A 22972-nucleotide genomic window follows, 5' to 3' on the forward strand; every position below is an offset into this window, starting at 1 on the left:
CGCTGTTGCAGGGTGGTGATGAATCAAGGGTTTTTGTTACGTGACACGAGGGCCTGGCTTGCGGGTACGGTGCCCTCACCAGGCTCCACGGGGAAGATGCGACAGGAGACGGGGGCGAGGTCTCCCAGGCCGCAGTGGCCCGACCCGCTGGCGGTACGTATCAGGAAGACGCAGCCGGCAGAGGCGTTGGCCAGCCTCAGGCTGACCCGGCGCCGTCCCTCGGCCAGAACGATCCCGGTCGGATCGCCCGCGGCAGCTGGAGCGGTCGCGGTGAAGTGCCACGGTTCAAGAGCCGGAGCCCGCGAGATGCGGACGATGTCTGCACCGGTGACGTAGCGGGCCCGCCGCTGCAGCGTCTGGTTGCCCGACAGGATTGCCATGCGGCGCGGTGCGTACTGTTCTTCAGTGTCAAAGAATTTTCCATTCGTCCAGACCGTCTGAGGCCTTTTCACGGCGTCCGGCCTCCGGCTCATTGCACCGATGGCCGGCTGGTCGGCCGCGACAGCAGGCTGTACGCGATCCGCTGCCAGCGGCCTGAGGTGGCGATCACCAGACCATGACGCGAAAGGTGGGGCTGAAGACGTTCGATCCGCGCGCGAAGCGCGGGGCGACTCAAAGGCTGATTGCCCGACCCCAGCAAGAGACTCAACTCATGGCAGCACCATGGTGCCGGGCTATGCAGCAGGACCTGGAGAAGAACCCTCTGCGTTCGATGTTTCGGCATTGACGCGGTCAAGTCTCTTTGCCCGGACGGCGCCGGAAACGAAGCGGTTGCCGCCCAACGCTGATTTGCCTTGAGTTTTGCTGCCAGTTCCTCAACAGTGCCGTCCCGGCGCAGTACGTCCAGAGCGCCCGCGTTCAAAATCGGCACCGGATCATATCCCGCGGGAATCAGCGCCGTAACGGGACCGAGTCGGCTCAACACCCGTACTCGACCCCTGATTTCGCTCGGTGGGCGATTCAGCGGGAAGTCGAGCAGCGTCAAAGATTTGGGGCTCTGCATCAGGTTCTCGTAGGCTCTGCTTTCTCCCCAATCGTGGGCTACAGGCCCCAAGAGATGAGCCTTGCGCATCGAACGGAGAAGAGAGCCGCTCCTTGATCGGTCCATCGTGATGAAGGTGTTCGTCGATATTTCGCTGACCGGTTGAGCGTCAGACTGCTCCCGTGCCGGCAGCGAGGCGTTAGCATAAATGGCGTCCCCTTTCTCGCGTGCTGGTCACCGGAGGCCGCTTTCGGGGCAGGGTATGCGGTGGGCATCGCGGCTTCGAGTGAATGAGCTACTTGTGAACAGAGAGAGCCGGGAAAAGAACAGAAGTTGAGCGCGGATTGAGCAGCCGACACAAGGTGTCAGTGACGCCGGGAAGGATGCACGCATGACAAAACTCCGCCCCCGGCCACAGCTACGCACTCGCCCGTGCAGCTGCGGCGAACGCCCGAATGCCGCATCGTGAAGCCATGCACCTGCTGCTGACCTCGGACACGCATCTGCCCAAGCGGGCCCGGCAACTGCCCGCGGACCTGATGGACCGGATTGCCCACGCCGACGTGGTGTTCCACGCGGGCGACTGGCTCGACAGCGCAACCCTCGACCTCCTGGAGGCCCGCTCGGCTCGCCTCATCGGCGTCTACGGCAACAACGACGGGCCCGAGCTTCGGGCCCGGCTGCCCGAGGTGGCCCGGGTCGAACTCGGCGGGCTGCGGTTCGGCGTCGTGCACGAGACCGGCCCGGCCCAAGGGCGGGAACGCAGGTGTGCCGACCGATTTCCCGACCTGGACGTGCTGGTATTCGGGCACAGTCACATTCCGTGGGACACAACAGCTCCGGGCGGATTGCGGCTGCTCAATCCCGGCTCGCCGACAGACAGGCGGCGACAGCCCTTCTGCACGTACATGACCGCCGACGTGTCCGACGGGCAGCTGACCGACGTGCGTTTGCATCGGCTGTAAGCGCCCGGCCGTCACTGCTCGTCCTCCTCGTCCTCTTCGTACTCCTCTTCGTCCTCGTCGTATCCCTCGGCCTCTTCGTCCTCTTCGCCCTCTTCGGCCTCGCCCTCTTCGTACTCGTCCTCGGCAGCTTCCTCTTCCTCCATCGCCTCCTCGTGGCTGCGCACCACCTCGCCGTCGCGGATTTCGCCCCGCCAGCCCTCAGGCTCCTCGTCGGTGAGCGTGACGTACCGCTGGAAGTGCTTGAAGTCGAGCCGCAGGCGGCGTCCTTGGGCACGCCAGATGTTTCCGGTCTTCTCGAAGAAGCCCGAGGGGTAGTACTCGACCACGAGCACGATGCGGGTGAGACTGGGCGCCAGTTCGTGGAAACTCACGCAGCCGTGGGTGGTGCCTTTTGCCCCCTCGGAGGTCCATACGATCCGATCGTCCGGCACCTGCTCCTGAACAGTGGCATTCCAGCCGCGAGTTGACGGGCCCACCTTCACTTTCCAGTCGCTGGTGATCTCGTCCTTCTGCGACACATTGCGTACACCTTTGGTGAAGCCGCTGAACTCCTCGTACTGGGTCCAGTGGTCGTAAGCAGTGCGGATCGGCACGCCCACGTCCAGCGTTTCGACGATGCTGGTTATCTTGGCGCTGCCGGATTTGCGGCCGCTTCCACCGCCCACCAGGTCCTTGGCCTTGTCCACCACGTTGTCCTTGACGCCCTTGAACTTTGCGCCGACGAGCGCCTTCAACGGGGAGTCACCCTTGAGCTTTGCGCCGATGAGCGCCTTCAACGGGGAGCCATCCTTGAGGAGGCCGGCGCCGGGAAGAGGACCGCCCTTCTCGGCGGCGTCGAAGAGTTGGTCGGTGACGTCCGCAAGTTTGTCCCCGGCTTTTTCCGCCAGTAGCTCCACCTGAGCGCTGAGGTAATCGGAGAGCTCGTCGCGCAGCTGGTCCAGACCTGAGGTTTCGGTTTTCTTTGCCATGACCTACCTCCGCCGTCCGGCCGTCTTCTTGGCGGCCGTCTTCTTCGCCGGAGCCGCCCTCTTGGACGTGGTCTTCTTCGCGGTCGCCTTCTTCGCGGCGGTCTTCTTCGCCGCCGTCTTCTTGGCCGGGGGCGAGGCTTTCTTAGCGGTCTTTTTGGCGGGCGCCGCCTTCTTCGCGGTCTTCTTCGCCGGAGCGGTCTTCTTTGCCGGGGCAGCCTTTTTCGGGGCGGCAGTCTTCTTGGCGGCGGCCTTACGAGGAGCGGGTTTGGCTGTCCGCTTCCTCGCTGGGGCAGCGGCGGGGCGACGGCGGCGCCGTGGCGGCTCTTCCTCCTCCGGTTCCTCTTCCTCCGGCTCCTCCTCTTCCTCCTCTTCTTCCTCTTCTTCCGGTTCTTCCTCCTCCTCCGGTTCCTCTTCGTCCCGGTACTCCTCCTCGTACTCGGGCTCTTCCTCCTCTTCCTCCGCCGGCTCCTCTTCCTCCGGCTCCTCCTCGTAGCCCTCTTCCTCGTCTTCGTACTCCTCCTCCTTGCCCGTGTCCTTCTCGCCGAGGTGGAGGGTGCGTTCGCGTAGAGAGCCTGCCAGGTCGGCGAGGCGGCGGTCGGCTGTGGCCGCCAGTGCCTTGCGCCCTGCTTCCAGCAGTTCGCCCCGCGCCTGGTCCTTCAGGTCCGCGACCTGTGGAATTTCTCCGAGTTTGCGCAGGCCTTCCGTGGCCAACTGCTGAGGGTTGAGCCCGAAGCGGCGGCCGGCGAGATAGGTCGCCATGGCGAAGGCGAGTCGGCCCTTCTTCGTACGGCCGAGCAGGTACCCGCCCGCGATCGCGGCTGCGAGCGCGATCTTGGTCGTGTCATCCATGAACCGGTCCCTTCGGAAAGGGCGGGGCGCCTGCCTCCGGGCCAACGCCCTCTGCCCAGCGCGCGATTGACGAAGCGGGGACGCACAGACACGTCTCACGGCCCGCTGTCCCCCGGGTCGCCCGCATCCATCGGCGGATTCTGTGGGGCATACCTAAGCCGATGCGGGATATAGCTCTATATGATGAAATTGTATGTTCGTGCGTGGGATATGGCGCGCGCTCCGACCATCGGAGAGACCATGGCCGCAGCAGAACCCGCCAAGCGGCGGTCCAGCGGTAGCCGCAGCACCGACCGCGGCACTCCGAGGGACCCCACGCGCCGCTCCGGCAAGGACAAAGCGGCTTGGGCCATGCGTTCCGCGGCGAAGCAGCTGGAGGAGTTGCTCGGGCGGGCCCCCGAGTCGGTCTCGTCGCTGAAACCGACGGACGACGGGTGGGAGGCCGAGGTGGAGGTTCTGGAGTTGGAACGCATCCCCGAAACCACCAGCGTGATGGGCAGCTACCGAGTGACGCTGGACAAGGAGGGCGACCTGGTTACCTATGAACGGACGCGTCGCTACACCCGTGGACAGATCGACCGGCGGGGCTGAGAGCCACAGTCGGTGAAAGGAGGCACCATGACCGTGGTGCCGCAGGGCGGAGCCAGTGTCTCCAGAGGCGGAGGCGGTGGTACCAGCAACCTCTACGACGTCCTGGAACTCATTCTTGATCGCGGGCTCGTCATCGATGTCTTTGTCCGCGTGTCGTTGGTGGGCATCGAAATCCTTAAGATCGACGCGCGGATAGTCGTGGCCAGCGTCGACACCTATCTGCGCTTCGCCGAGGCCTGCAACCGCCTCGATCTCGAGTCCGGGAGCAAGCAGCCGGCCCAGCTGACCGACATAGTCGGTGATTCGGTGGAGAGCGGAGCCAAGGGCAAGTCCAAGGGCGCCCTCACCGGCGCCGTGGAAGCGGTCACCGACTCCGTCAAGAGCGTCACCGACCGTGACGGAGGCGACGAGGGGGAGGACGAGGACAAGGAAAAGGAAAAGGAAAAGGAACCCGTGGAGAGGCGACCTCGGCCGGCTCGGCGGAGCGCCCGACGTGAGAGGGGTTCGCCCCGCGAGAGGGAATGAGCCATGGGCGTATACATCTACTCCATCACCGAGAAACAGCACCCGCTCCGTCTCGACGGTCTGAGCGGTGTCGGGGAACCGGCTGCCGCCTTGCGGACAGTGACAGGCGGGCCACTGACCGCGGTGGTGAGCGACGCTCCGGACGATCTGCGTCCCAAGCGACGCGACCTCAGCGCGCACCAGGAGGTCCAGGAGCGGCTCATGGCGGACGGCACGGTACTGCCGCTGCGATTCGGCCTCATGGCAGAGAGCGACGAAGCCGTACGCCTCGCCCTGGAGGAGCGTGTCGAGGAGTACACGGACCGGCTCAAGACGCTGGAGGGTTGCGCCGAGTACAACCTGAAGGCGTCGCAGGAAGAGGAGGCTCTGCTCCGCCAGATCCTTGAGGAGTCGGGCCCCGCACGGGAGCTCAACGACGCCATCCGCAGCGGTACCGCGGGCCCCGAAGCGCCTGTCGCGCTCGGTGAGCTGGTTGCCCAGGAGGTGCAGGCGCGCCAGGAGGCCCTGGCCGCGGGTGTGGTCGAGGCGCTGCGCCCGTTCGCCCGGGACCATGAGAACTCCCAGCCGACCGGAACGGACTTTCTCAATGTCTCTTTCCTGGTGGCCGAGGACCAGGAGGAGCCTTTCCTCACCACGGAGTTGAGCGTTGCCAACCAGATGGGCGACGACTTCCAGTTCCGGCTCAACGGCCCCCTTCCCCCCTACACCTTCGTCTGAAGGACTTCCCATGGGACTGCTCACACAGCTCCTCACCCTCCCCCTGGCGCCGGTCCGCGGCGCTGTCTGGGTGGCTGACCGCGTCCTGGAAGCGGCCGAGAACGAGTACTACGACCCGGCGCCGGTCCAGCGCGAACTCGCCGAGCTCGAGCGGCAACTTGTCGCTGGGGAGATCGACGAGGAGACGTTCGACCGGCGGGAGGACGAACTCCTCGACCGGCTCGAGGAGATCAGGGCCTTCTGGCAGGGCGAACAGTCCTGACTCGGGTACGAGCGAAAACGAGGCCATCACTGTGACTGAACCTGTGGCCAACCGACTCGGCTCCTACCCGTCCAGAGCGGCGCCGCACGGGCAGGGCTCCTCCGCCAATCTCGCCGACATCCTCGAGCGGGTGCTCGACAAAGGCATCGTCATCGCGGGCGACATTCAGATCAATCTGCTCGACATCGAGCTGTTGACCATCAAACTCCGCCTCCTCGTCGCCTCGGTCGACAAGGCGAAGGAAATGGGCATCGACTGGTGGGAGCACGATCCCGCGCTGTCGTCCCGGGCCAGGGGCGAGCAGTCACTCGCCGAGGAGAACCGGCGGCTGCGGGCCGAGATCGACGCTCTGCGCCAGGGCGGGGAACTGCCCGAAGGTGAGGAAGAGCCACGGGCCGCCCGTCGCCGGGGGAGTGCTCGCGATGAGTGACCTCGTCACGTACGCGTACGCCGTGGCACGCAATGCCGCCGGGCTGGAGGAGTCCATGGCCGCACTGACAGGCGTCGCCGACGCCCCGGTCCATCTCGTGGCCGGAACGCGTGACGACGAGACGGTGCTCGTCGTGAGCCCGGTACCCGCGCAGGACTTCCAGGAGGACGCCCTCAAAGGGCACCTCGAAGACCTGGAGTGGCTGGAGGCGGTCGCCCGCGCGCACAACCGCGTCATCGACGCCCTGGCCACGCGCACCACGGTGCTTCCGCTGCGCCTGGCGACCGTGTACCTCGACGACACCAGGGCGCGGGACGTCCTGGACGCCGGGAGCGCCGCCTTCGCGGAGCGACTGGCGCAGCTCGCCGAGCACGTCGAATGGGGAGTCAAGATCTACGTCGACCTGTCCCCGGCGCCCGCCGATCCCGCTCCCGCTCCGGATGCGGACCTCACCCCCGGGCGCGCCTATCTCCGTAGCCGCAAGGAACAGCGGAGTGTCCGCGACAGCGCCTACCGGGCTGCCGAGCAGGCCGCTGAACGGGTCGAGGCCGCGGGGCGCGCGCACGCCGCCGGCAGGGCTCGCCACAGGGTGCAGCAAGGCCCCCTGGCCGACGGGGTCGGCGGAAACGTCGTCAACGACGCGTACCTGGTGCCCCGGGACCGTACCGAGGAGTTCCGATCCGAAGTGGAGCATGCCGCCGACGGGCTCCAGGGGGTTCGGGTGGAGGTCACCGGCCCATGGGCGCCGTACTCCTTCGCCACGCTCTCCGCCGGATCCGAAGAGACCGCGGAAGGCGGGGGCCCATGACCGCGCCAGGCCCGCCGCGGCCGGTGGAGAACCTGCCGGAACGGCAGGTCGCGCTCATCGATCTGCTGGACCGCCTACTCAGCGGCGGGGTCGTTGTCACCGGTGATGTGGTTCTGTCCATCGCGGACATCGACCTCGTACGTATCTCGCTGCGGGCCCTGATCGTCTCCATCACCGAGCAGAATCCCTCACCCTGGGCGGTCACGAGTCCGCAGCGAGGCGGCCATGACGGCTGAGGGAGGCCGCCATGACGGCTGAGGAGGAAGGTGGGCCGGCGCGCCGCCTCGAAGAGGTCGCGGACGCCGCCGAGCGCGCCTTCCGGCTGCTGCCTGCCGCGCCTCGTGATCTTCCGCCGCCCGGCAAGGCCTCGCGCACCCCGGCACACCGGATCAGCGCCGACCCCGACTCCGTGGAACGGGACCTGATCAAGCTGGTCCTCACTCTCGTCGAGCTGCTGCGCCAGCTCATGGAGCGCCAGGCGCTGCACCGGGTCGACCAGGGAGACCTCACCGACGAGCAGGAGGAAAGGCTCGGGGCCACGCTCCTGCTTCTGCACGAGCGCATGAGCGACCTGTGCGACCAGTACGGACTGACCATGGCGGACCTCAATCTGGATCTCGGGCCGCTGGGCACGTTGCTGCCGCCCTCGGACTGAGGCCGAACGACCCCCGATGTGAACCGGGAACGGGCCGCGGGCTGTAATCCGCGCGATCTGGGGTACCCGCCGTATCTGCCCGACCGTGTGCGGCAGAACCGCTGCGGACGCAATGGATACGGAAAGGACGCGCAGGCATGAGCACGGTGAAGGAATCGGTCGAGGTCGAGGTTCCCGTCAGCACCGCCTACAACCAGTGGACGCAGTTCGAGGAATTCCCGAACTTCATGGAGGGAGTCGAGGAGGTGACCCAGCTCGACGACGTCCACAACCACTGGACCACCAGGATCGGTGGCGTACGGCGGGAATTCGACACCGAGATCGTCGACCAGCTCCCGGACGAGCGCATCGCCTGGCGCACGATCAGCGGTGACACGAAGCAGATGGGCATGGTCCGCTTCCAGCGCCTGGATGACACGCACACCCGCGTGGAACTCGTGATGGACGTCGAACCGAGCGGGGTGGCGGACAAGACCGCGACCGCGGTCGGGTTGATCGACCGGCGCGTCAAGGGCGACATGCGGCGCTTCAAGGAGTACATCGAGCAGCGAGGCGGGGAATCCGGCTCGTGGCGAGGCCGCGTCAGCCCTGCGTAACAGCTGTCGGAGACCGCTGCCCGGGACCTCAGCCGGAGACCGCTGCCAGGGCCGCCTTCCGGAGACCGTTCGGGATGCAAATTCGTGGGCGCGCTGATTCTCTGAGGGGGCCGGCTCATCCCGAACGTCCGAGGAGTGACCATGAGCGATTCAGGCGAATCCGGGAGTCACGTCCGTCAGCTGCGACAAGAAGCCGAGGGACTGAAACAGGAGGCGGAGCGGGCGACCGACCCGGGCGAGCGCCAGCGGCTCCAGGACAAGGCGCAGAAGCTGCTTGCGCAGAGCGAGCAGGAGAGCGCCATGGCCGCGGGGGACATTTACCCCCAGGAGTAACCGCCGTGACACACCCGGCCGACGGGGGCCGCCGCGTCCCGTCGGCCGGGTGTGCCGCCCCGTTCTGTGCAGGTGAGCGGGGTAACGTGGAACGGTCCACTCACGCGTGCGCGGCGGATGGAGTTGGCAGTCGTGTCGACCTCAAGTCATGAGGTGTTCGGCGCTCCCTGCTGGGTCAGCCTCATGGCCCGCGACCTGCGCGCCGCGGAGGGCTTCTACGGTGCCGTGTTCGGCTGGGAATTCCGGCCCACGCGACTGGGGGAGGAGTTCTCCGTCGCGTTCCTCGACGGAGCCCCGGTCGCCGGCATCGGCGCACTCGCCCGCCGCCTGGCCGTGGCCGTCGCGTGGACCCCCTACTTCGCCGTCGACAACGCGGACGCGGCCGCGGCCCGTATCCGAGAGCGCAGCGCCACCGTCGCGGTCGGCCCGCTCAGTTTCGGTACCGGCAGGGCCGCCCTCGCCGCCGACCGCGACGGCGCCGCCTTCGGCATCTGGGAAGGCAGGGTCATCCCCGACTGGAGTGTGGGCCGGGACAAAGCGCCTGCCTGGCTGGAGCTGCGTACCAGAGACGCCTTTGACGCGGCCATCTTCTACGCCGAGGTTCTCGACTGGGCCTGCGAAAGACCCGGCTGCTGCGAGGTGGCCTACGAGGACGATCATGTGGTGCTGCGCCATGCCGGCGACGCCGTGGCACGGCTGACCGGAGGTGCGGTCGAAGCGGCTCCCGACCCGCAGATCCGCCCGCGCTGGCACGTGCACTTCTACGTCCCCGACACCGAAGCCGCGATCCAGACGGCCACCCGGCTCGGCGGCAGCGTCGTCCCGCCCGTCGAGGGCTACGACGACGGCACCGGGGTCACGCTGCGCGACCCTGACGGTGGCCTGTTCACGGTCACCACGCGCGAGCCGGGATAACGACCGAGATAACGCCCGCGATAACGAAGATTCAACACCGGACAGCATGACTGGGCCTGGGTGGGAGAACACTTCCACCCAGGCCCATTGCTCATGTGACCTGTCGGACCGGCCGGCCGCGTCAAAGCGCCCGGTGGTTTTCCGTCACTTGTGCTTCTTGATTTTTCCCTTTGCCTGGTCGGTTACGTCACGTACGGCTTCGCCAGTCTTTCCGGCCGCCTGCTTGGCTTCGCCCTGAACCTGGTCGGTCTTTCCCTTCAGGCGCAGGCTGTCGTCGTCCGTTGCGTCCCCGAGCGTTTCCTTGGCCTTGCCCATGGTTTCCTGGCTCTTGCCACGGATTTTCTTTCCTTGACGAGTCACGCGGATCAGCTCCACTTCTCGATCAACGTGTGACGCTTTCGCTACTTTCGCGACTACCTCGAAATGGGGCGGACAAACCCCGGGGCAGGTCGTTTCGAAGGCGACCGGCACACCGTGTTCGAAGCACCACACATGTAGTCGTGTGCCGCGATGACCAGAAACGACGCGATGCCGGTCAGGGCCGCCCGGTGCGCACCGTCACTCCACCTGGAGGCCGAGGACGCATGTGTCGTCATCGGTGTCTGCCCTGCTGTGAGTGAGTAGCCGGTCCAGTTGTTGTTCCAGCGACTGGGTGGCAACGCTCGCGGTGGCGATCAGATGCTGTAGTGAGTCGTGGATGGAGGAGTCCCTTCGCTCGACCAGTCCGTCGGTGTACATCAGCAACGTGTCGCCCACCTCGAGGCGTACTTCGCCTTCCTCGTAATCCGCATGTGCGACCGCGCCGAGCAGCATGCCGCGGATGAGCGGCAGTTTCGTGGTCTCCTGTTCGGTCACCAGGACGGGCGGCAGGTGCCCGGCACGGGCCCAGCGCAGGATGCGGCGGCTGGGATCGTAAAGGCCGCAGACCGCAGTGGCGGTGACCGGTTCGGTCAGGTGGTGAGCCACTACGTTGAGCCAGGTCAGGAGCTGGGCCGGGCCTGCGCCGGTGACAGCGAGGCCCCGTAGGGCGTTGCGGAGGACGATCATGCTGGTCGCTGCCTCGATGCCATGGCCCGCGATGTCACCGACGCATACGAGGACCTGCCCGGATGGCAGGACGAACGCGTCGTACCAGTCGCCGCCGACGAGGTGCTCGGTCTCCGCGGGCCGGTAGCGCACTCCGATGCTGAGCCCAGGCGCGTCGATCGGGCCCCGGGCCGGCGGCATGATCGCCTGCTGGAGTTGCAGCGCGAGGCGGTTTCTCTCGGCCGACTCCTGTTCCGTGTGGGCGAGTTGGTCACGCGTTGCTGCCAGCGCCACCTCGGTCCAGTGCTGAGAGGAGATGTCCTGGAAGGCACCCCGTACGGCGAGCAGCCGATCGTCCGCGTCGAGGACCGGCTCAGCGACGACGCGGACGTGCCGAGTAACGCCGTCGGGACGCTGCAGACGGAAGGCAGTGGAAGCGGACCGCCGGTGCTGAAACAAAGTACGCAGAAAGCGGCCGATGGTGACAGCGTCGTCGGGGTGGGCGTGCGCGGGCAGTTGCTCCAGAGGAATGGGTGCAGCGGTGGGCGGCAGGCCGTGGAGGCTGTGCAGTTGCTGGTTCCAGGTGATCTTGCCGGAGGTGGTGTTCTCCTCGAATCCGCCAATACGGCCCAGGCGCTGCGCGTGCTGCAACAGGCTGGCCAGCCGGCCCGCTTCGTCTTCTATCCGCCAGATGAGCAGTACAGCACCGCCATGCCTGCTGATACTGATGTCGGCGACAGCTTCGAGCGGCACCTGATCGACCAGCGCGGTGAGAGTCATCCGCTGGGCGTGGAAGGCTTCACCGGTGGCATGCACCCGCTCCACCTTCTCGAACAGTTCACTGTCCCCGGCGGCCATGGGGTAGGCCTCCAGAAGCATCGCCCCGCTGACGGCGCTGCGCGGTCGCCCCGCGGGATCGACGAAGTGACGGTTCGTGTGATGGATACGGAAGTCGGTCAGGTGCCCGTCGGCCTCGACGTGAGGCAGCAGCACCAACGCGGGATCGTAGAGGCCGTCGACGAGGTCGACCAGTTCGGCGAGGTCTCGTTTCAGCGCGTTGGGTGCGCCCGGGGAACCGAGGACTGCGGCTGTGTGGGTTTCCAGGGTGTGGGCACACAGTTCAGCGAGGGCTTCCACTTGACGCTGGATCTGACGCGGTTGCGGCGCAAGGCGATGGGGCCAGCAGATTTCCAGGACTCCGATGATCCGGCCGCCGGCGCCGGCCGGTACGGCCACTCGGCCGCCACCGGTCGCCTGATGATCGCTGATTGACGGAACGCTCGCTTCTGCCAGTGACTGGAACCACACTGTCCGGCGCTCGGTCAGCGCTCGGCGGGCCACGGTCTCCACACCGGGCGGCACGTAACGCCAGCGCCCGGCTTCTTCCGCGGCGAACCCGGCGTTGCCGGCGAGGGTGAGAGACGCGTCATGCCCTGCCGCCCAGATGGCGACCGCAGTGGCACCCAGCGGGGCGAGCGCGTGTTGCAGGACGGACTCGGCCACTGCCTGCGTGTCGTCTGCGGCCAGTGCGCCGCTCTCGGCTGCGCGCAGCCGCACCGCGACAGATCCGCCTGTTCTCCCGTCGGACCTCTCACTGGCACTCCTGGTCCGAGAAATGAAGTCGTGCGCCGCCTCGGCGAAACTGTCCTGTGCCGACTGATTGATGATGTCGGCAGCAAGCTCAAGCGGGGACATGCCCGTTTGTTCGGCCAGCCCGGCGAGGTGCCCGGCTGCCTCGGTGGGGCCGCAGTGGAACCGCTCGATCAGGACGCCTTTGGCGAGCTCGATCAAGGCACGGCCATCAGCGGCGGCATGGGCTGCTTGGACTTCACGACGAAGACGTTCCACTGTCGCGGCCAGTCGGCCGACCGCCGATGCGCCGGCCGGGTCGGCGGCGGCCTCAGCCTGGGCGTCCTCCACGATGACGTAGAGCCCGGAGCTCGCCTCGTCCTCGGTGCCCTCTTCCGACCGGTGGGGCGGGGGCACGTCGACGCGGGGGTGCCGGCGATCGGAGGCAGCTCCCAGCGGCCCGTCATGGGGGACAGGCTCTTCGGGCGGCTGGTGGGTATTCACCGTAGTGCTGCTCCTGACAGGATGGTTGACGCGCGAAAGCGGTTGGCAGGGGCGGAGCTACGGCTACGTGTTCACCCAGCGGCGGACGCACGCGATGAGTTCATCGGCGTCCAACGGTTTGGTGACGTAGTCGCTGGCTCCCGCGGCCAGACACTTCTCGCGGTCCCCAGGCATGGCCTTGGCCGTCACGGCGATGACGGGCAGCGCGCTGTGGGCCGGCATCCGCCGAATCTCCGCGGTGGCGGTATAGCCGTCCATCTCCGGCATCATCACGTCCATCAGGATCAGGTCGATGCCGGGGTTCTCGGTGAGGGCGTCGATGCCCTTGCGGCCGTTCTCGGCGTGCAGAACGTTGATGCCGTGGAGTTCGAGGATGCCGCTGAGGGCGTACAGGTTACGGGCGTCGTCGTCGACGACGAGGACGGTGCGCCCGGCCAGGGTGTCGTCGGTGTCCTGGGGCGATGCGTGTGCGGCTTCTTCGGGTCGCATGAGTGGCAGGACGTCGCCCGGCTGCTCGGCCGACAGGTGCAGGGCGATGCGTTCCCGCAGCTCGTCCAGGCTGGAGAGCAGCTCCAGCGGCTGGGTCTCGGCACGCGTCTGCAGTTTCCGTTCGTGTGGCGGATCCAGGCGACGGTTGTTGTGGGCCAGTACGGGAACGCTGCGGAGTCCCGCGTCGCCATCCATGGCGTCAAGGAACCGCAGCGCCTCGCCGTCGGGCATGTCAAGGTCCAGTACGACGCAGTGACAGGATTCCGCGGCGAGCGCGGCTGCCGCTTCCTGGGCTCCGAGGGCGCTGATGACTTCCACTGAGGCACGCGGGTCGGTCAGTTCGCGGCTGTCGGTGAACTCGGCGACGGTGCTTTCTGCGACCAGTGTCATGAGGCCACGAGGCCGTTCCTCGATCACCAGAAGGCGTCTTTGTCGCGGGGACCTTTGAAGCGGGACGGGAGCGGTGGGACGAAGGCTGTCGTCGGGGGCCGTTTCGCTTCTGCCGATTTCAGCGCTCTGGGTCAGTGCGCGGTGTTCGAAGTCCGCGCGGCACGCGGGCAGATAAAGGGTGAAGGTGCTTCCCTGGCCCAGCGTGCTCTCAGCGGTGACCGCGCCTCCGAGCAGGTGGGCGATCTCCCTGCTGATGGACAGACCCAGCCCGGTGCCGCCGTAATTCCGGCTCGTGGTGCCGTCTGCTTGCTGGAAGGCGCCGAAGATGGATTCCAGCTGCTGCTCGGCGATGCCGATTCCGGAATCCTTGACGCGGAACGCCACGGTGGGTCCGGTCCGGCGCATGGTCTGTGGCAGTTCGCTTTCCGACGCCGGCTCAATCCGGAGTTCAACGCTGCCGCGTTCGGTGAACTTGACCGCGTTGGACAGCAGATTGCGCAGTACCTGACGCAGCCGCACGTCGTCGGTGAGCAGTTCGGTCGGCACTCCAGGGGCTGTGGTGATCGTGAAGCCCAGACTCTTTTGAATGGTAAGTGGCTGGAAGGTGGCTTCGACGTACTCCAGGAGCCGGCGCAGCGGGACTCTCTCCGGATTGACGTCCATCTTTCCGGCCTCGACCTTCGACAGGTCCAGGATGTCGTTGATCAATTGCAGCAGATCGGAGCCGGCTGAGTGGATGATGCCCGCGTACTCGACCTGCTTGGGCGTGAGGTTTCGTGTGGGGTTCTGCGACAGAAGCTGCGCGAGGATGAGGAGACTGTTCAACGGTGTCCTCAGCTCGTGGCTCATGTTGGCCAAGAACTCCGACTTGTATTTCGACGCGAGGGACAGCTGCTGTGCCCGGGCTTCCAACTCGCCGCGCGCTTGCTCGATCTCGAGGTTCTTTGCCTCGATGTCGCTGTTCTGCGCGGCCAGTAGCGCGGCCTTCTCCTCCAGCTCGGCGTTGGACCGTTGCAGCTCCTCCTGCTGCACCTGCAGTTCCTCCGAGCGTGCCTGTAGCTCGCTCGCCAGGCGTTGCGACTCGTCGAGCAGCTCGTCGGTCCGGGCGTTGGCCACGATGGTGCTGACGTTGACGCCCACGGTCCCCATGAGGCGTTCGAGGAAGTCGCGGTGGACGGGCGCGAAGGAACTGAAGGACGCGAGCTCGATGACACCGAGGACTTGGTCCTCGACGAGAATCGGCAGCACGATCAAGCTACCCGGCGTTGTGCGACCGAGGCCGGACGAGACGGTGACGTAGTCTCCCGGAACATCGTCCGCGGCGATGACGCGGCGGCTGCGCGCGGCTTGGCCGACCAGGGATTCGCCAAGCTTGAACCGTGTGTCCCGGGCGGATCCCGCGGGGCGGCCGTAGGAGCCGACGAGTGTCAGTTCCACACCCTGGTCGCCGTCCACGGCGAGGTAGAAAGCACCGTACTGAGCCTCCACCAGCGGGGTCAGCTCATCCATGATGGTCTCGGCCACGACGGTGAGGTCCCGGTGGCCCTGCATCAAGCCGGAAATGCGCGCCAGATTCGTCTTCAGCCAGTCCTGCTCATGGTTGGCCCGGGTGGTTTCCCGCAGCGACCCCACCATCGAGTTGATGTTGTCCTTGAGTTCGGCGACCTCGCCGGAAGCGTCCACGGTGATGGAGCGGGTCAGATCGCCCTCCGCCACAGCGCTGGTCACCTCTGCGATGGCCCGTACCTGCCGCGTCAGATTGCCTGCCAACTCGTTGACGTTCTCCGTGAGGCGTTTCCACATGCCCGAAACTCCCTCGACCTCCGCCTGGCCCCCGAGGCGGCCCTCGCTGCCGACCTCCCGGGCGACGCGCGTCACCTCGGCTGCGAAGGACGACAGCTGGTCGACCATCGTGTTGATGGTGGTTTTGAGTTCCAGGATTTCGCCGCGTGCGTCGACGTCGATCTTCTTCGACAGGTCGCCGTTGGCGACAGCGGTGGTCACCAGGGCGATGTTGCGTACCTGGCCGGTCAGGTTGTTCGCCATGGAGTTGACGTTCTCTGTCAGGTCCTTCCAGGTCCCGGCCACGTTGGGGACGTGCGCCTGGCCCCCCAGATTGCCCTCCGTGCCGACCTCGCGTGCGACGCGGGTCACCTCGTCGGCGAAGGCGGAGAGCTGGCCGACCATCGTGTTGATGGTGTCCTTCAGCTCGAGGATCTCGCCGCGTGCGGTTACGTTGATCTTCTGAGTCAGGTCGCCCTTGGCGACCGCAGTGGCTACTTGCGCGATCGAACGCACCTGAGCGGTGAGGTTGCCGGCCATGAAGTTCACCGAGTCGGTCAGATCCCGCCAGGTGCCGGAGACCCCCTGGACGTCCGCCTGCCCGCCGAGCCTGCCCTCGGTGCCGACCTCCCGTGCGACGCGGGTCACCTCGTCGGCGAACGCGGAGAGTTGTTCGACCATGGTGTTGATCGTGTTCTTCAGCTCGAGGATCTCGCCGCGGGCGTCGACGGTGATCTTCTGGGACAGGTCCCCCTTGGCGACCGCTGTGGTGACCTGGGCGATGTTGCGGACCTGACTGGTGAGGTTGCCGGCCATGAAGTTCACCGAGTCGGTCAGATCCCGCCAGACGCCACCGACGCCGGGTACCTGCGCCTGACCACCGAGGCGGCCCTCGCTGCCGACCTCGCGTGCCATGCGCGTGACTTCGTCGGCGAACGCTGAGAGTTGGTCGACCATCGTGTTGACGGTCTCCTTCAACTCCAGGATCTCGCCGCGGGCATCGACGTCGATCTTCTGGGACAGGTCGCCCTTGGCCACCGCTGTGGCCACTTGCGCAATGTCACGTACCTGCGTGGTGAGGTTGCCGGCCATGGCGTTCACCGAGTCGGTGAGATCCGCCCAGGTGCCGGACACGCCGGGTACCTCGGCCTGGCCGCCCAGTGTTCCCTCGGTGCCCACCTCGCGGGCTACCCGGGTCACCTCGGATGTGAACAAGGAGAGTTGGTCGACCATGCCGTTGAAGACCGTGGCGATCTCACCGAGCAGGCCGTCGGCCTCACTGGGCAGCCGAGTGCCGAAATCACCGTCGCGGACGGCGGTCAGCCCGGCAAGCAGCTGCCGCAATTCCTGCTCACCGACCCTGGCGTCGCCGCGTGCAGCCGTGCTGCGCGCCGCAGATCGTGGTCCGGTCGTGTCAGCCATGTCAACCTCACTTCGAATTCGGCCGCTACGAGAGCAGTACACAGAGATACGAAGTGCCCACCCTGGACAGATCGCGAATGCCCGAGCCCACGCTTCCATCCGCCGCCCTTGAAGGCGGCAAATTCGCCAAAGACTAGCCCACGAGCTGCGACACCGACAAAGATCTGCGGAGGCGTATGTTCCGGTGGCGCGGGGTGGAGCGCGCCGCAGGGGAGCGAGGGGTCAGACGCGGCTGGAGGAGCGGGGAGTTGATCCTGCGGAGACTGACTGCTGGGCACGGCCGGGGCCGTCAATCCTGTCGGGGTGGCTGTCGGTTGACCGACTCGACCAGAAACAAACACAGCGCAGGGCGGCCCCGGACACGGATGTCCGGGGCCGCCCTGCGGATCTGGGGTCGTGCCCTACCAGCGGTACCAGCGGCCGCGACTTCCTCCGGTTCCGGCGGAGCGCATGACGAAACCGAGCAGCCATACGGCGAGCACGATCACTGCCACGATCCACAGTGCCTTCAATGCGAATCCGGCACCGAAGAGAATCAGCGCGAGCAAGAGAACGAGAAGCAGGGGAACCATAGATATCAACCTCCAGGACCTCGTGTTCCCTGCGATTGAGCCCTCATGCGCTGATTCTTATGTGTTTGGCATGTCGCTCTGTGGGCATTCGGGGTGGCCGCATGAGGGAGTGGCCCCGTAGGAACCAAAGGCCTTTGATCTGAGGGGAATCCAGGCAGCCACCGGATTGTCGGCAGTGTGACAGCGGCACCGGACCGCGACAACCCCGGCCTTCTGAAGCCGGGGAAGTCCCTCCTTTGATCGTGACGGCATGTCGTGGGAGGCGGGGGGTAGCCGGGAGACAACCCGCTCCACAGCGGCCGTTGTCTGAAGGAGGCTCCCCCATGCTGATGGCTCACCCTGTCGTCCTGCGCAATCTGATCGAGCAGTACGGCGCGCTGCGTGTGCTGCGCGCCGAGGACGGGTCATCGCAGGCGCGACAGCGAATGGACGATGTCGCCTACACGTTGTGCGTCTCGACCGGCACCTGCGACATCGACGCCGCTCTTGTCGCGGCCCGCCACCGGCTCCCCGGGGCCCGCACCGAGGACGACTCCTTGCTGAGCGCCCGACCGAGCCCAGCCGCGGGGCCGGCCGCTGTGTGACAGGTATCGGCACACCCCGGGCATGGCTCTGTCCCGGTCAGCGCCCGAGGTGGAAGCGGATCGCGGTGCCCTCCGGGCCGGTGTGGACGCGGACCAGGTCGGTTAGGTAGTTGACCATCAGCAGGCCCCGGCCGCCCAGTTGGTCGCGCAGGGGCGGACGGCGGCCCGCCAGTGGGTCACTCAGCTGCCCTGAGTCTGTCACCTCGCACAGGACCTGCCCGCCCTCGCCCCAGACCCATACGGTGCCTGATCCACCACCGTGCACCACGCTGTTGGTGGTCAGCTCGGCGACAGCCAGGGCGAAGTCGTCCTCACGCTCACCCGCCAGACCCAGGCGCTTGGCCTGCGCGACCGCGAAGTCCCTTGCATCGGGCAGGCGTTCGGCTTCAAAGGCGAACCCGGCGGCCCGCAGCGGGCGCGCCAGCGGCTGGTTGAAGGCGGCAACGACGCGGTCCGGGTCGTACGTGTCGCTGTACTCCTCGCGTCCTGCGTCGACCACGACGGGGTGCGTGGCGTACGCGTCGGCGAGCACCGCAGCATCGAGCCGTGCGGCGTCGTAGGGGCAGACGATGGTGACTTCCCGTCCGCGGAACGCGGTGTTGATCAGTGCCTCGTGCTGGACACAGGCGGGGTATTCGGCCGGAGTGCGGCCGGGCCAGATCGGCTCACCGATGATCCGCACCCGCCCGCTGGGAGGGGTGTCCGCAAAGGCCCGCAGCACCTTGGGAATGATCCTTCCCGGGTTGCGCCCGGCCTCTTTCATATCGATGAACTGCACGGCTTCGGCGCTTTTCCCCAGCTCTGCGCGCAGCAGTTGGACGTTGCTCCCGGGGACCGCTACCGCCACCGGCTCGCCTACAGCGAGACCCTTCTGGATGAACGGCACAGTCCCGGCCAGGTACTCCTGGCTATTCCGGTAGAACAGCGCAGGGTGGACGAAAGACTCAGTCGAGTGCGTCACGTCGTCACCTCGATCGCCGCCAAGCCGGGCCAGAACATCTCCAAAGCGCGCAGCAGCGCGGGCGGCGGCCCTTTGAGGACCATGCGCCTGCCGCTGCCCAGCTGCTGGGCCGCGACCGCCACGGCGGACGCACCCGCGACGTCAATGAACGTCACCGCAGACAGATCCAGGTAAACGTCCCCACCCCCGACGGCCATTCCCTCCAGTGCCCGCTCCCACGCCGTGCGCGTGGTCAGAGTGATCTCACCGGCCGCGTGCACTCCCGGCCTGTCCGTCAGCGGACAGATCTCCAATACGGCCAACCTGCGCGGCAATGATGCTGTTGGCGGGTCCGCACCGAGTGAGGCATCCACAGTCCCACCCCCACAGAGTCGGCATCGTCCCAGCTTCGCTGACCCTATCCCCACCGCGTTCCCCAGATCGCACAGAACCAGGCAGAACAAGGGCGAGAGGCATAGAGCACTCACGTCCGGGAAGGCGCGGTCAGGGAAGAGCGCACGACGAGGGAATGGCTGGAGACATGACAGAGACTTCTGTACAGACGGCCGACACCGCGCAGTCCGAGGCCGGAGCGTCTTCTCCGATCGGCGCGCCGACCGGCATCGATGAGCTGCCCTGGATCGAGGACGCGGGGAAGGTAGCCCCGAAAGATGCGAAGGCCCTTTCGAAGCTGTTCTTCGACCGGCTTCAGGTCCTCGAGGAGGGCACCCAGGCGTACCAGTACGCGCGCAACACCCTCATCGAGATGAACCTCTCCCTGGTGCGGTTCGCCGCGAGCCGCTTCCGTAACCGCGGCAGCGGCGACATGGAGGACATCATCCAGGTCGGCACCATCGGGCTCATCAAAGCCATCGACCGCTTCGACCTGTCCCGCGAAGTCGAGTTCACCTCCTTCGCCATCCCCTGCATCGTCGGCGAGATCAAGCGGTTCTTCCGCGACACCACCTGGGCCGTCCACGTCCCCCGGCGCCTGCAGGAGCTGCGCGTGGAGATCGCCCAGGCAAAGGAACAGCTCGCAGGCGGCCTGGACCGCGACCCGACGGTCAAGGAACTCGCCGAGCATATGAAGCTCAGCGAGGACGAGGTCATCGAAGGCCTCGTCGCCTCCAACGGCTACATCGCAGGCTCCCTCGACATGCCCAACGACCTCGGCGACGAGGGCCAGGCCGGCAAGGCGCGCACGATCGCCGACGTACTGGGAGAGCCGGACCCCGCCCTTGAGACGATGGAGGACCTGCATACCCTGGCCCCCCTCCTGGAACAGCTCGAGGACCGGGAGCGACGCATCATCGAGATGCGCTTCGGCCAGGAGATGACCCAGTCTCAGATCGGCGCAGAACTGGGCGTCTCCCAGATGCACGTCTCCCGACTCCTCACGCGCACGCTCGCCACGCTTCGCACCGGCATGTTCGCCTGACCAGTAACTGACCTCGGCCCTGCCGGCCCACCGGGGGCAGGCGCCGGCATCCCGCGAGCAAGGCGGCCCGAGTCCGTTACGCCCGGCCGCTTACATGAGTCCCACTCCGTGTGGCGGTGCGAAGACGTGGTACGCGCGATGCTCGCGAGCGGCTTCCGCCCTTCCCCGCAACAGGTCCGACTGGCCCCGTTCAACCAGACTGTTCCGGTGCTCCGTGCACCGTGGGCAGGCCGGATCCCAGTCCGGCAGGAGGTCTTGGTGGGCGGATGCGAGGTGGCGGGCCAGACGGATCTGCGCGCCCACCGCGCTGTCGAAGGGGTCCCAGTCCACTCCGCGTTCCCCGGTGAGCCAGAGCTCGTCCGTAACGGCCCGGATCTCCTTCATCGTCTTGTAGAGGCGAACACAGTCGGTACAAGTGAACATCCAGGCCGGAGGAAGCGGCCACTGGCTGCCGGGGCTGATGTCGTCGGCGCTCATGCTCGTCACCGTAGTATGGCGTGGGCGGCCACGGCGGGCGATGTCACGACCTCGGGCTGTGATTGTCGGTAAGCGTGTCCTCCCTCAGCTCGATGGACGGTATCCCTGGCAGGGTGTGGATGCGTCGCGCCGAGGAGCCAATACTCGGGGACATGGAAGGAAAACAACCGCTCGGTGAGTTCCTGCGGACCCGCCGCGCGCAATTGCTGCCCGAGGACGTGGGTCTGGTGGCGTACGGTGACCGGCGCCGTGTGCCGGGTCTGCGGCGCGAGGAACTCGCTCTGCTGGCCGGGGTGAGTGCCTCGTACTACGCGCGGCTGGAGCAGGGGCAGTCGTCCAACGCATCCCCGGAGGTCCTCGACGCGATCGCCCAGGCGCTGCGGCTGGACGCGGCCGAGCGCCGGCACCTGCACGACCTGGCCACTGGCACACGGCGTCGCGCCGGGGCGCGCCGACCGGTGCCGGAACGGGTGACGCCGGCGGTGGGTCAACTGGTGGCGGCCCTGGCGGATGTGCCGACGGTGGTGCTCGGTCGGCGCAGTGACGTTCTGGCCTGGAACCGTGCCGGTCACGCCCTGTTTGCGGGGCATCTCGACCCGGGCAGCCCGGACCGGCCGGCTGAGCGTCCGAACATGGCCCGCCTGCTCTTCCTCGACGGGCACACCCGCGCCCTGTACGCCGACTGGCAGGCCAAGGCCAAAGCCGTGGTCGGCACTTTGCGCCTCGCATGCGGTCAGCACCCGGATGACGCCGCTCTCGCCGCGCTGATCGGCGAGCTGACGGTCAAGAGCGCCGAGTTCGCATCCTTGTGGGCCGATCACCGGGTCAAGGCCGGCGGCGCCGCAGTTTACGAAATGCTGCATCCGCTGGTGGGCAGCCTGGAAGTCACTCAGCAGACCCTGCACACCGAACTTGGGCAGCACATCGTCGTCGCCACCACCGAGCCCGGTTCGCCCTCCCAGGCCGCCATGACGCTGCTGATGCACAGCGTGCGGACCGACCAGGAGGATGGCGTTCCCGCTCGCTCCAGCAATCCGGCGTAGTCGAAGCGGCGCAGACAAACGGTTCTGCCTGTACGGATCAGTTCGCTGAACTCACCGTGATCACCCCGTATTTCGCGTGTGGATACCGCACGCCCGAAAACCGTGAAGGAACATGAAAATGAAACTGGCAACAATCGCCGGCGCAGCCACGGCGGCCGCTGTGGTCACCCTGGCCGCCTTCACGGTGGCCCCGGCGTCGGCCGGCACCGATCCGGTGATCAAGACCCGGTTTGCCGCGCATTTCGATCTGGCGCAAGGGCAGATGCCGGAGAACATCGCGCTGGAGCCCAACGGCACGGCCTACGTCACCTTCGCGGCCAGTCGGCAGGTGGCGGCTGTCACCCCTGCGGGGAGGACGCGGGTTTTGGCCACCATGCCGGCTCCAGCCGACGGCGGAGTGAACACCCCGGTCCTCGGCTTCGCGCTGACCACCGGCATCGCCCGGGCCCATGACGGAACGCTGTACTTCCTCTATGCGAGCGGCACCGAAGACCTGACCGGCCTGTGGCGACTGCGCCCGGGCGGCACCCCGCACCGCATCGCCGCGCTGCCCGCAGGCGGCCTGCCCAACGGGCTGGCGTTGGACGAGCGCAAGGGCGTGCTCTACATCGCCGACTCCGTGCTCGGCACGATCTTCACGGTCCCCGCCGCCGGTGGTGCGCCGGCCACGTGGTCCTCCGCGGCAGAACTCGCTCCCGCCGGCTTCCTCGGCGCCAACGGCCTCAAGATCCACGACTGTGCGCTGTGGGTGACCAATCTCGACAAGGGCACTGTGCTGCGCATCCCGTTCCGGCCGGGCAACCGGCCCGGCCCGGTCCAGACCAGGGCCACGAACCTCGCCGGCATCGACGACTTCGCCTTCACCGGCAATGGCGACGAGATCCTTGCGGCCCTCAACGCCCCCAACACGGTAGTCCGCATCCGGGGCAACGGCGCTGTGTCCACCGTCCTGACCGCCGCCGACGGTCTGCAGAACCCGACCTCGGTCGCACTGCGCCGCGGCACCGCTTACGTGCCCAGCGCCGCCTACACCACGGCCACCGATCCCAATCTGCTGCTGGCCCGTCTCCCGCACAACCGCTGACCGCCGAACCACACGGAGCGCACGGAGCGCACGATGAACGAGACCGCGAAGGAGAT

Annotated in this window: 27 protein-coding genes; 16 read left to right on the plus strand and 11 right to left on the minus strand. The window is 67.0% G+C overall.

The features are described from left to right. Positions 1 to 23 precede the first annotated feature (23 nt). Positions 24 to 452: a hypothetical protein gene (locus ACFYWY_RS13155; protein WP_389184282.1), complete on the minus strand. Its 429-nt coding sequence runs from the start codon at positions 450 to 452 to the stop codon at positions 24 to 26. A 17-nt stretch (positions 453 to 469) separates the two neighbouring features. Then, complete coding sequence (locus tag ACFYWY_RS13160) at positions 470 to 1072, minus strand: hypothetical protein (protein ID WP_389184285.1); 603 nt, start codon at positions 1070 to 1072, stop codon at positions 470 to 472. A 383-nt stretch (positions 1073 to 1455) separates the two neighbouring features. Between ACFYWY_RS13160 and ACFYWY_RS13165 the strand changes: the two genes are divergently transcribed. Continuing rightward, positions 1456 to 1947, plus strand: coding sequence for a metallophosphoesterase family protein (locus ACFYWY_RS13165; RefSeq protein ID WP_389184288.1), 492 nt, complete (start codon positions 1456 to 1458; stop codon positions 1945 to 1947). Positions 1948 to 1958: 11 nt separating this feature from the next. Here ACFYWY_RS13165 and ACFYWY_RS13170 read toward each other — a convergent pair whose 3' ends face one another. Together ACFYWY_RS13170 and ACFYWY_RS13175 are read right to left on the minus strand one after the other, a co-directional pair. After that, positions 1959 to 2915, minus strand: coding sequence for an SRPBCC family protein (locus ACFYWY_RS13170; RefSeq protein ID WP_389184291.1), 957 nt, complete (start codon positions 2913 to 2915; stop codon positions 1959 to 1961). Positions 2916 to 2918: 3 nt separating this feature from the next. Next, positions 2919 to 3764, minus strand: coding sequence for a histone protein (locus tag ACFYWY_RS13175; RefSeq protein WP_389184293.1), 846 nt, complete (start codon positions 3762 to 3764; stop codon positions 2919 to 2921). 240 nt (positions 3765 to 4004) lie between these two features. Here ACFYWY_RS13175 and ACFYWY_RS13180 point away from each other — a divergent pair, with 240 nt between their 5' ends. From ACFYWY_RS13180 to ACFYWY_RS13230, 11 genes are all read left to right on the plus strand, one after another. Continuing rightward, on the plus strand, positions 4005 to 4355 hold the full coding sequence (locus tag ACFYWY_RS13180; RefSeq protein ID WP_389184295.1) for a gas vesicle protein: 351 nt from the start codon (positions 4005 to 4007) through the stop codon (positions 4353 to 4355). A 27-nt stretch (positions 4356 to 4382) separates the two neighbouring features. After that, positions 4383 to 4880 (plus strand): gas vesicle structural protein GvpA, encoded by a 498-nt coding sequence (locus tag ACFYWY_RS13185; RefSeq protein ID WP_389184298.1) that lies wholly within the window; start codon positions 4383 to 4385, stop codon positions 4878 to 4880. 3 nt (positions 4881 to 4883) lie between these two features. Beyond that, positions 4884 to 5597, plus strand: a complete 714-nt coding sequence (locus tag ACFYWY_RS13190; protein ID WP_389184301.1) for a GvpL/GvpF family gas vesicle protein — start codon at positions 4884 to 4886, stop codon at positions 5595 to 5597. 10 nt (positions 5598 to 5607) lie between these two features. Beyond that, the gene (locus ACFYWY_RS13195) at positions 5608 to 5859 is read left to right on the plus strand and encodes a gas vesicle protein GvpG (RefSeq protein WP_389184304.1); all 252 of its coding nucleotides are present in this window, start codon (positions 5608 to 5610) and stop codon (positions 5857 to 5859) included. 31 nt (positions 5860 to 5890) lie between these two features. After that, positions 5891 to 6289, plus strand: a complete 399-nt coding sequence (locus ACFYWY_RS13200; protein WP_389184307.1) for a gas vesicle protein — start codon at positions 5891 to 5893, stop codon at positions 6287 to 6289. Beyond that, positions 6282 to 7097: a GvpL/GvpF family gas vesicle protein gene (locus ACFYWY_RS13205; RefSeq protein WP_389184310.1), complete on the plus strand. Its 816-nt coding sequence runs from the start codon at positions 6282 to 6284 to the stop codon at positions 7095 to 7097. The genes ACFYWY_RS13200 and ACFYWY_RS13205 overlap by 8 nt, the downstream gene beginning before the upstream one ends. Next, positions 7094 to 7333 (plus strand): gas vesicle protein GvpJ, encoded by a 240-nt coding sequence (gene gvpJ / locus ACFYWY_RS13210; protein WP_389184313.1) that lies wholly within the window; start codon positions 7094 to 7096, stop codon positions 7331 to 7333. The genes ACFYWY_RS13205 and gvpJ overlap by 4 nt, the downstream gene beginning before the upstream one ends. 11 nt (positions 7334 to 7344) lie before the next feature. Then, positions 7345 to 7752, plus strand: a complete 408-nt coding sequence (locus tag ACFYWY_RS13215) for a gas vesicle protein K (protein WP_389184316.1) — start codon at positions 7345 to 7347, stop codon at positions 7750 to 7752. A 137-nt stretch (positions 7753 to 7889) separates the two neighbouring features. Continuing rightward, positions 7890 to 8348, plus strand: a complete 459-nt coding sequence (locus tag ACFYWY_RS13220; RefSeq protein ID WP_389184319.1) for an SRPBCC family protein — start codon at positions 7890 to 7892, stop codon at positions 8346 to 8348. Positions 8349 to 8489: 141 nt separating this feature from the next. Beyond that, a complete protein-coding gene (locus ACFYWY_RS13225; protein ID WP_389184322.1) occupies positions 8490 to 8681 on the plus strand; it encodes a DUF6381 family protein in 192 nt (63 codons plus the stop codon). Between the two features lie 183 nt (positions 8682 to 8864). Next, on the plus strand, positions 8865 to 9596 hold the full coding sequence (locus ACFYWY_RS13230) for a VOC family protein (protein ID WP_389184455.1): 732 nt from the start codon (positions 8865 to 8867) through the stop codon (positions 9594 to 9596). Positions 9597 to 9740: 144 nt separating this feature from the next. Here the strand turns inward: ACFYWY_RS13230 and ACFYWY_RS13235 are convergent, their stop codons facing one another. From ACFYWY_RS13235 to ACFYWY_RS13250, 4 genes are all read right to left on the minus strand, one after another. Next, positions 9741 to 9971 (minus strand): CsbD family protein, encoded by a 231-nt coding sequence (locus tag ACFYWY_RS13235; RefSeq protein ID WP_389184325.1) that lies wholly within the window; start codon positions 9969 to 9971, stop codon positions 9741 to 9743. Positions 9972 to 10154: 183 nt separating this feature from the next. Then, a complete protein-coding gene (locus tag ACFYWY_RS13240; protein ID WP_389184328.1) occupies positions 10155 to 12695 on the minus strand; it encodes a SpoIIE family protein phosphatase in 2541 nt (846 codons plus the stop codon). 63 nt (positions 12696 to 12758) lie between these two features. Beyond that, positions 12759 to 16778, minus strand: coding sequence for a HAMP domain-containing protein (locus ACFYWY_RS13245; protein WP_389184331.1), 4020 nt, complete (start codon positions 16776 to 16778; stop codon positions 12759 to 12761). Positions 16779 to 17179: 401 nt separating this feature from the next. Further along, complete coding sequence (locus ACFYWY_RS13250; RefSeq protein ID WP_326654632.1) at positions 17180 to 17350, minus strand: hydrophobic protein; 171 nt, start codon at positions 17348 to 17350, stop codon at positions 17180 to 17182. Between the two features lie 323 nt (positions 17351 to 17673). Here ACFYWY_RS13250 and ACFYWY_RS13255 point away from each other — a divergent pair, with 323 nt between their 5' ends. After that, complete coding sequence (locus ACFYWY_RS13255) at positions 17674 to 17934, plus strand: DUF5133 domain-containing protein (RefSeq protein ID WP_389184334.1); 261 nt, start codon at positions 17674 to 17676, stop codon at positions 17932 to 17934. Between the two features lie 37 nt (positions 17935 to 17971). Here the strand turns inward: ACFYWY_RS13255 and ACFYWY_RS13260 are convergent, their stop codons facing one another. Continuing rightward, the gene (locus tag ACFYWY_RS13260) at positions 17972 to 18895 is read right to left on the minus strand and encodes an anti-sigma factor RsbA family regulatory protein (protein ID WP_389184337.1); all 924 of its coding nucleotides are present in this window, start codon (positions 18893 to 18895) and stop codon (positions 17972 to 17974) included. Continuing rightward, positions 18892 to 19188, minus strand: a complete 297-nt coding sequence (locus tag ACFYWY_RS13265) for an STAS domain-containing protein (RefSeq protein WP_389184340.1) — start codon at positions 19186 to 19188, stop codon at positions 18892 to 18894. Before ACFYWY_RS13265 ends, ACFYWY_RS13260 begins: the two co-directional genes overlap by 4 nt. Positions 19189 to 19415: 227 nt before the next feature. Here ACFYWY_RS13265 and ACFYWY_RS13270 point away from each other — a divergent pair, with 227 nt between their 5' ends. After that, the gene (locus ACFYWY_RS13270; protein ID WP_389184343.1) at positions 19416 to 20312 is read left to right on the plus strand and encodes an RNA polymerase sigma factor SigF; all 897 of its coding nucleotides are present in this window, start codon (positions 19416 to 19418) and stop codon (positions 20310 to 20312) included. Between the two features lie 90 nt (positions 20313 to 20402). Here the strand turns inward: ACFYWY_RS13270 and ACFYWY_RS13275 are convergent, their stop codons facing one another. Then, positions 20403 to 20789: a hypothetical protein gene (locus ACFYWY_RS13275; RefSeq protein ID WP_389184346.1), complete on the minus strand. Its 387-nt coding sequence runs from the start codon at positions 20787 to 20789 to the stop codon at positions 20403 to 20405. A 152-nt stretch (positions 20790 to 20941) separates the two neighbouring features. On the opposite strand from ACFYWY_RS13275, the gene ACFYWY_RS13280 reads away from it, so the two are divergent. Together ACFYWY_RS13280 and ACFYWY_RS13285 are read left to right on the plus strand one after the other, a co-directional pair. After that, a complete protein-coding gene (locus ACFYWY_RS13280) occupies positions 20942 to 21832 on the plus strand; it encodes a helix-turn-helix domain-containing protein (protein WP_389184349.1) in 891 nt (296 codons plus the stop codon). Positions 21833 to 21944: 112 nt separating this feature from the next. Further along, complete coding sequence (locus ACFYWY_RS13285; RefSeq protein ID WP_389184352.1) at positions 21945 to 22916, plus strand: hypothetical protein; 972 nt, start codon at positions 21945 to 21947, stop codon at positions 22914 to 22916. Positions 22917 to 22972: the final 56 nt, after the last annotated feature.

The organism is Streptomyces sp. NPDC002870, from assembly GCF_042888505.1.
Lineage (GTDB): Bacteria > Actinomycetota > Actinomycetes > Streptomycetales > Streptomycetaceae > Streptomyces.

Coding starts and splice junctions, on each gene's coding strand:
- ACFYWY_RS13160 (WP_389184285.1), bottom strand. CDS start 1,072: ATGCGCAAGGCTCATCTCTTGGGGCCTGTAGCCCACGATTGGGGAGAA.
- ACFYWY_RS13165 (WP_389184288.1), top strand. CDS start 1,456: ATGCACCTGCTGCTGACCTCGGACACGCATCTGCCCAAGCGGGCCCGG.
- ACFYWY_RS13170 (WP_389184291.1), bottom strand. CDS start 2,915: ATGGCAAAGAAAACCGAAACCTCAGGTCTGGACCAGCTGCGCGACGAG.
- ACFYWY_RS13175 (WP_389184293.1), bottom strand. CDS start 3,764: ATGGATGACACGACCAAGATCGCGCTCGCAGCCGCGATCGCGGGCGGG.
- ACFYWY_RS13180 (WP_389184295.1), top strand. CDS start 4,005: ATGGCCGCAGCAGAACCCGCCAAGCGGCGGTCCAGCGGTAGCCGCAGC.
- ACFYWY_RS13185 (WP_389184298.1), top strand. CDS start 4,383: ATGACCGTGGTGCCGCAGGGCGGAGCCAGTGTCTCCAGAGGCGGAGGC.
- ACFYWY_RS13190 (WP_389184301.1), top strand. CDS start 4,884: ATGGGCGTATACATCTACTCCATCACCGAGAAACAGCACCCGCTCCGT.
- ACFYWY_RS13195 (WP_389184304.1), top strand. CDS start 5,608: ATGGGACTGCTCACACAGCTCCTCACCCTCCCCCTGGCGCCGGTCCGC.
- ACFYWY_RS13205 (WP_389184310.1), top strand. CDS start 6,282: ATGAGTGACCTCGTCACGTACGCGTACGCCGTGGCACGCAATGCCGCC.
- gvpJ (WP_389184313.1), top strand. CDS start 7,094: ATGACCGCGCCAGGCCCGCCGCGGCCGGTGGAGAACCTGCCGGAACGG.
- ACFYWY_RS13215 (WP_389184316.1), top strand. CDS start 7,345: ATGACGGCTGAGGAGGAAGGTGGGCCGGCGCGCCGCCTCGAAGAGGTC.
- ACFYWY_RS13220 (WP_389184319.1), top strand. CDS start 7,890: ATGAGCACGGTGAAGGAATCGGTCGAGGTCGAGGTTCCCGTCAGCACC.
- ACFYWY_RS13225 (WP_389184322.1), top strand. CDS start 8,490: ATGAGCGATTCAGGCGAATCCGGGAGTCACGTCCGTCAGCTGCGACAA.
- ACFYWY_RS13230 (WP_389184455.1), top strand. CDS start 8,865: ATGGCCCGCGACCTGCGCGCCGCGGAGGGCTTCTACGGTGCCGTGTTC.
- ACFYWY_RS13245 (WP_389184331.1), bottom strand. CDS start 16,778: ATGGCTGACACGACCGGACCACGATCTGCGGCGCGCAGCACGGCTGCA.
- ACFYWY_RS13250 (WP_326654632.1), bottom strand. CDS start 17,350: ATGGTTCCCCTGCTTCTCGTTCTCTTGCTCGCGCTGATTCTCTTCGGT.
- ACFYWY_RS13255 (WP_389184334.1), top strand. CDS start 17,674: ATGCTGATGGCTCACCCTGTCGTCCTGCGCAATCTGATCGAGCAGTAC.
- ACFYWY_RS13270 (WP_389184343.1), top strand. CDS start 19,416: ATGACAGAGACTTCTGTACAGACGGCCGACACCGCGCAGTCCGAGGCC.
- ACFYWY_RS13275 (WP_389184346.1), bottom strand. CDS start 20,789: ATGAGCGCCGACGACATCAGCCCCGGCAGCCAGTGGCCGCTTCCTCCG.
- ACFYWY_RS13280 (WP_389184349.1), top strand. CDS start 20,942: ATGGAAGGAAAACAACCGCTCGGTGAGTTCCTGCGGACCCGCCGCGCG.
- ACFYWY_RS13285 (WP_389184352.1), top strand. CDS start 21,945: ATGAAAATGAAACTGGCAACAATCGCCGGCGCAGCCACGGCGGCCGCT.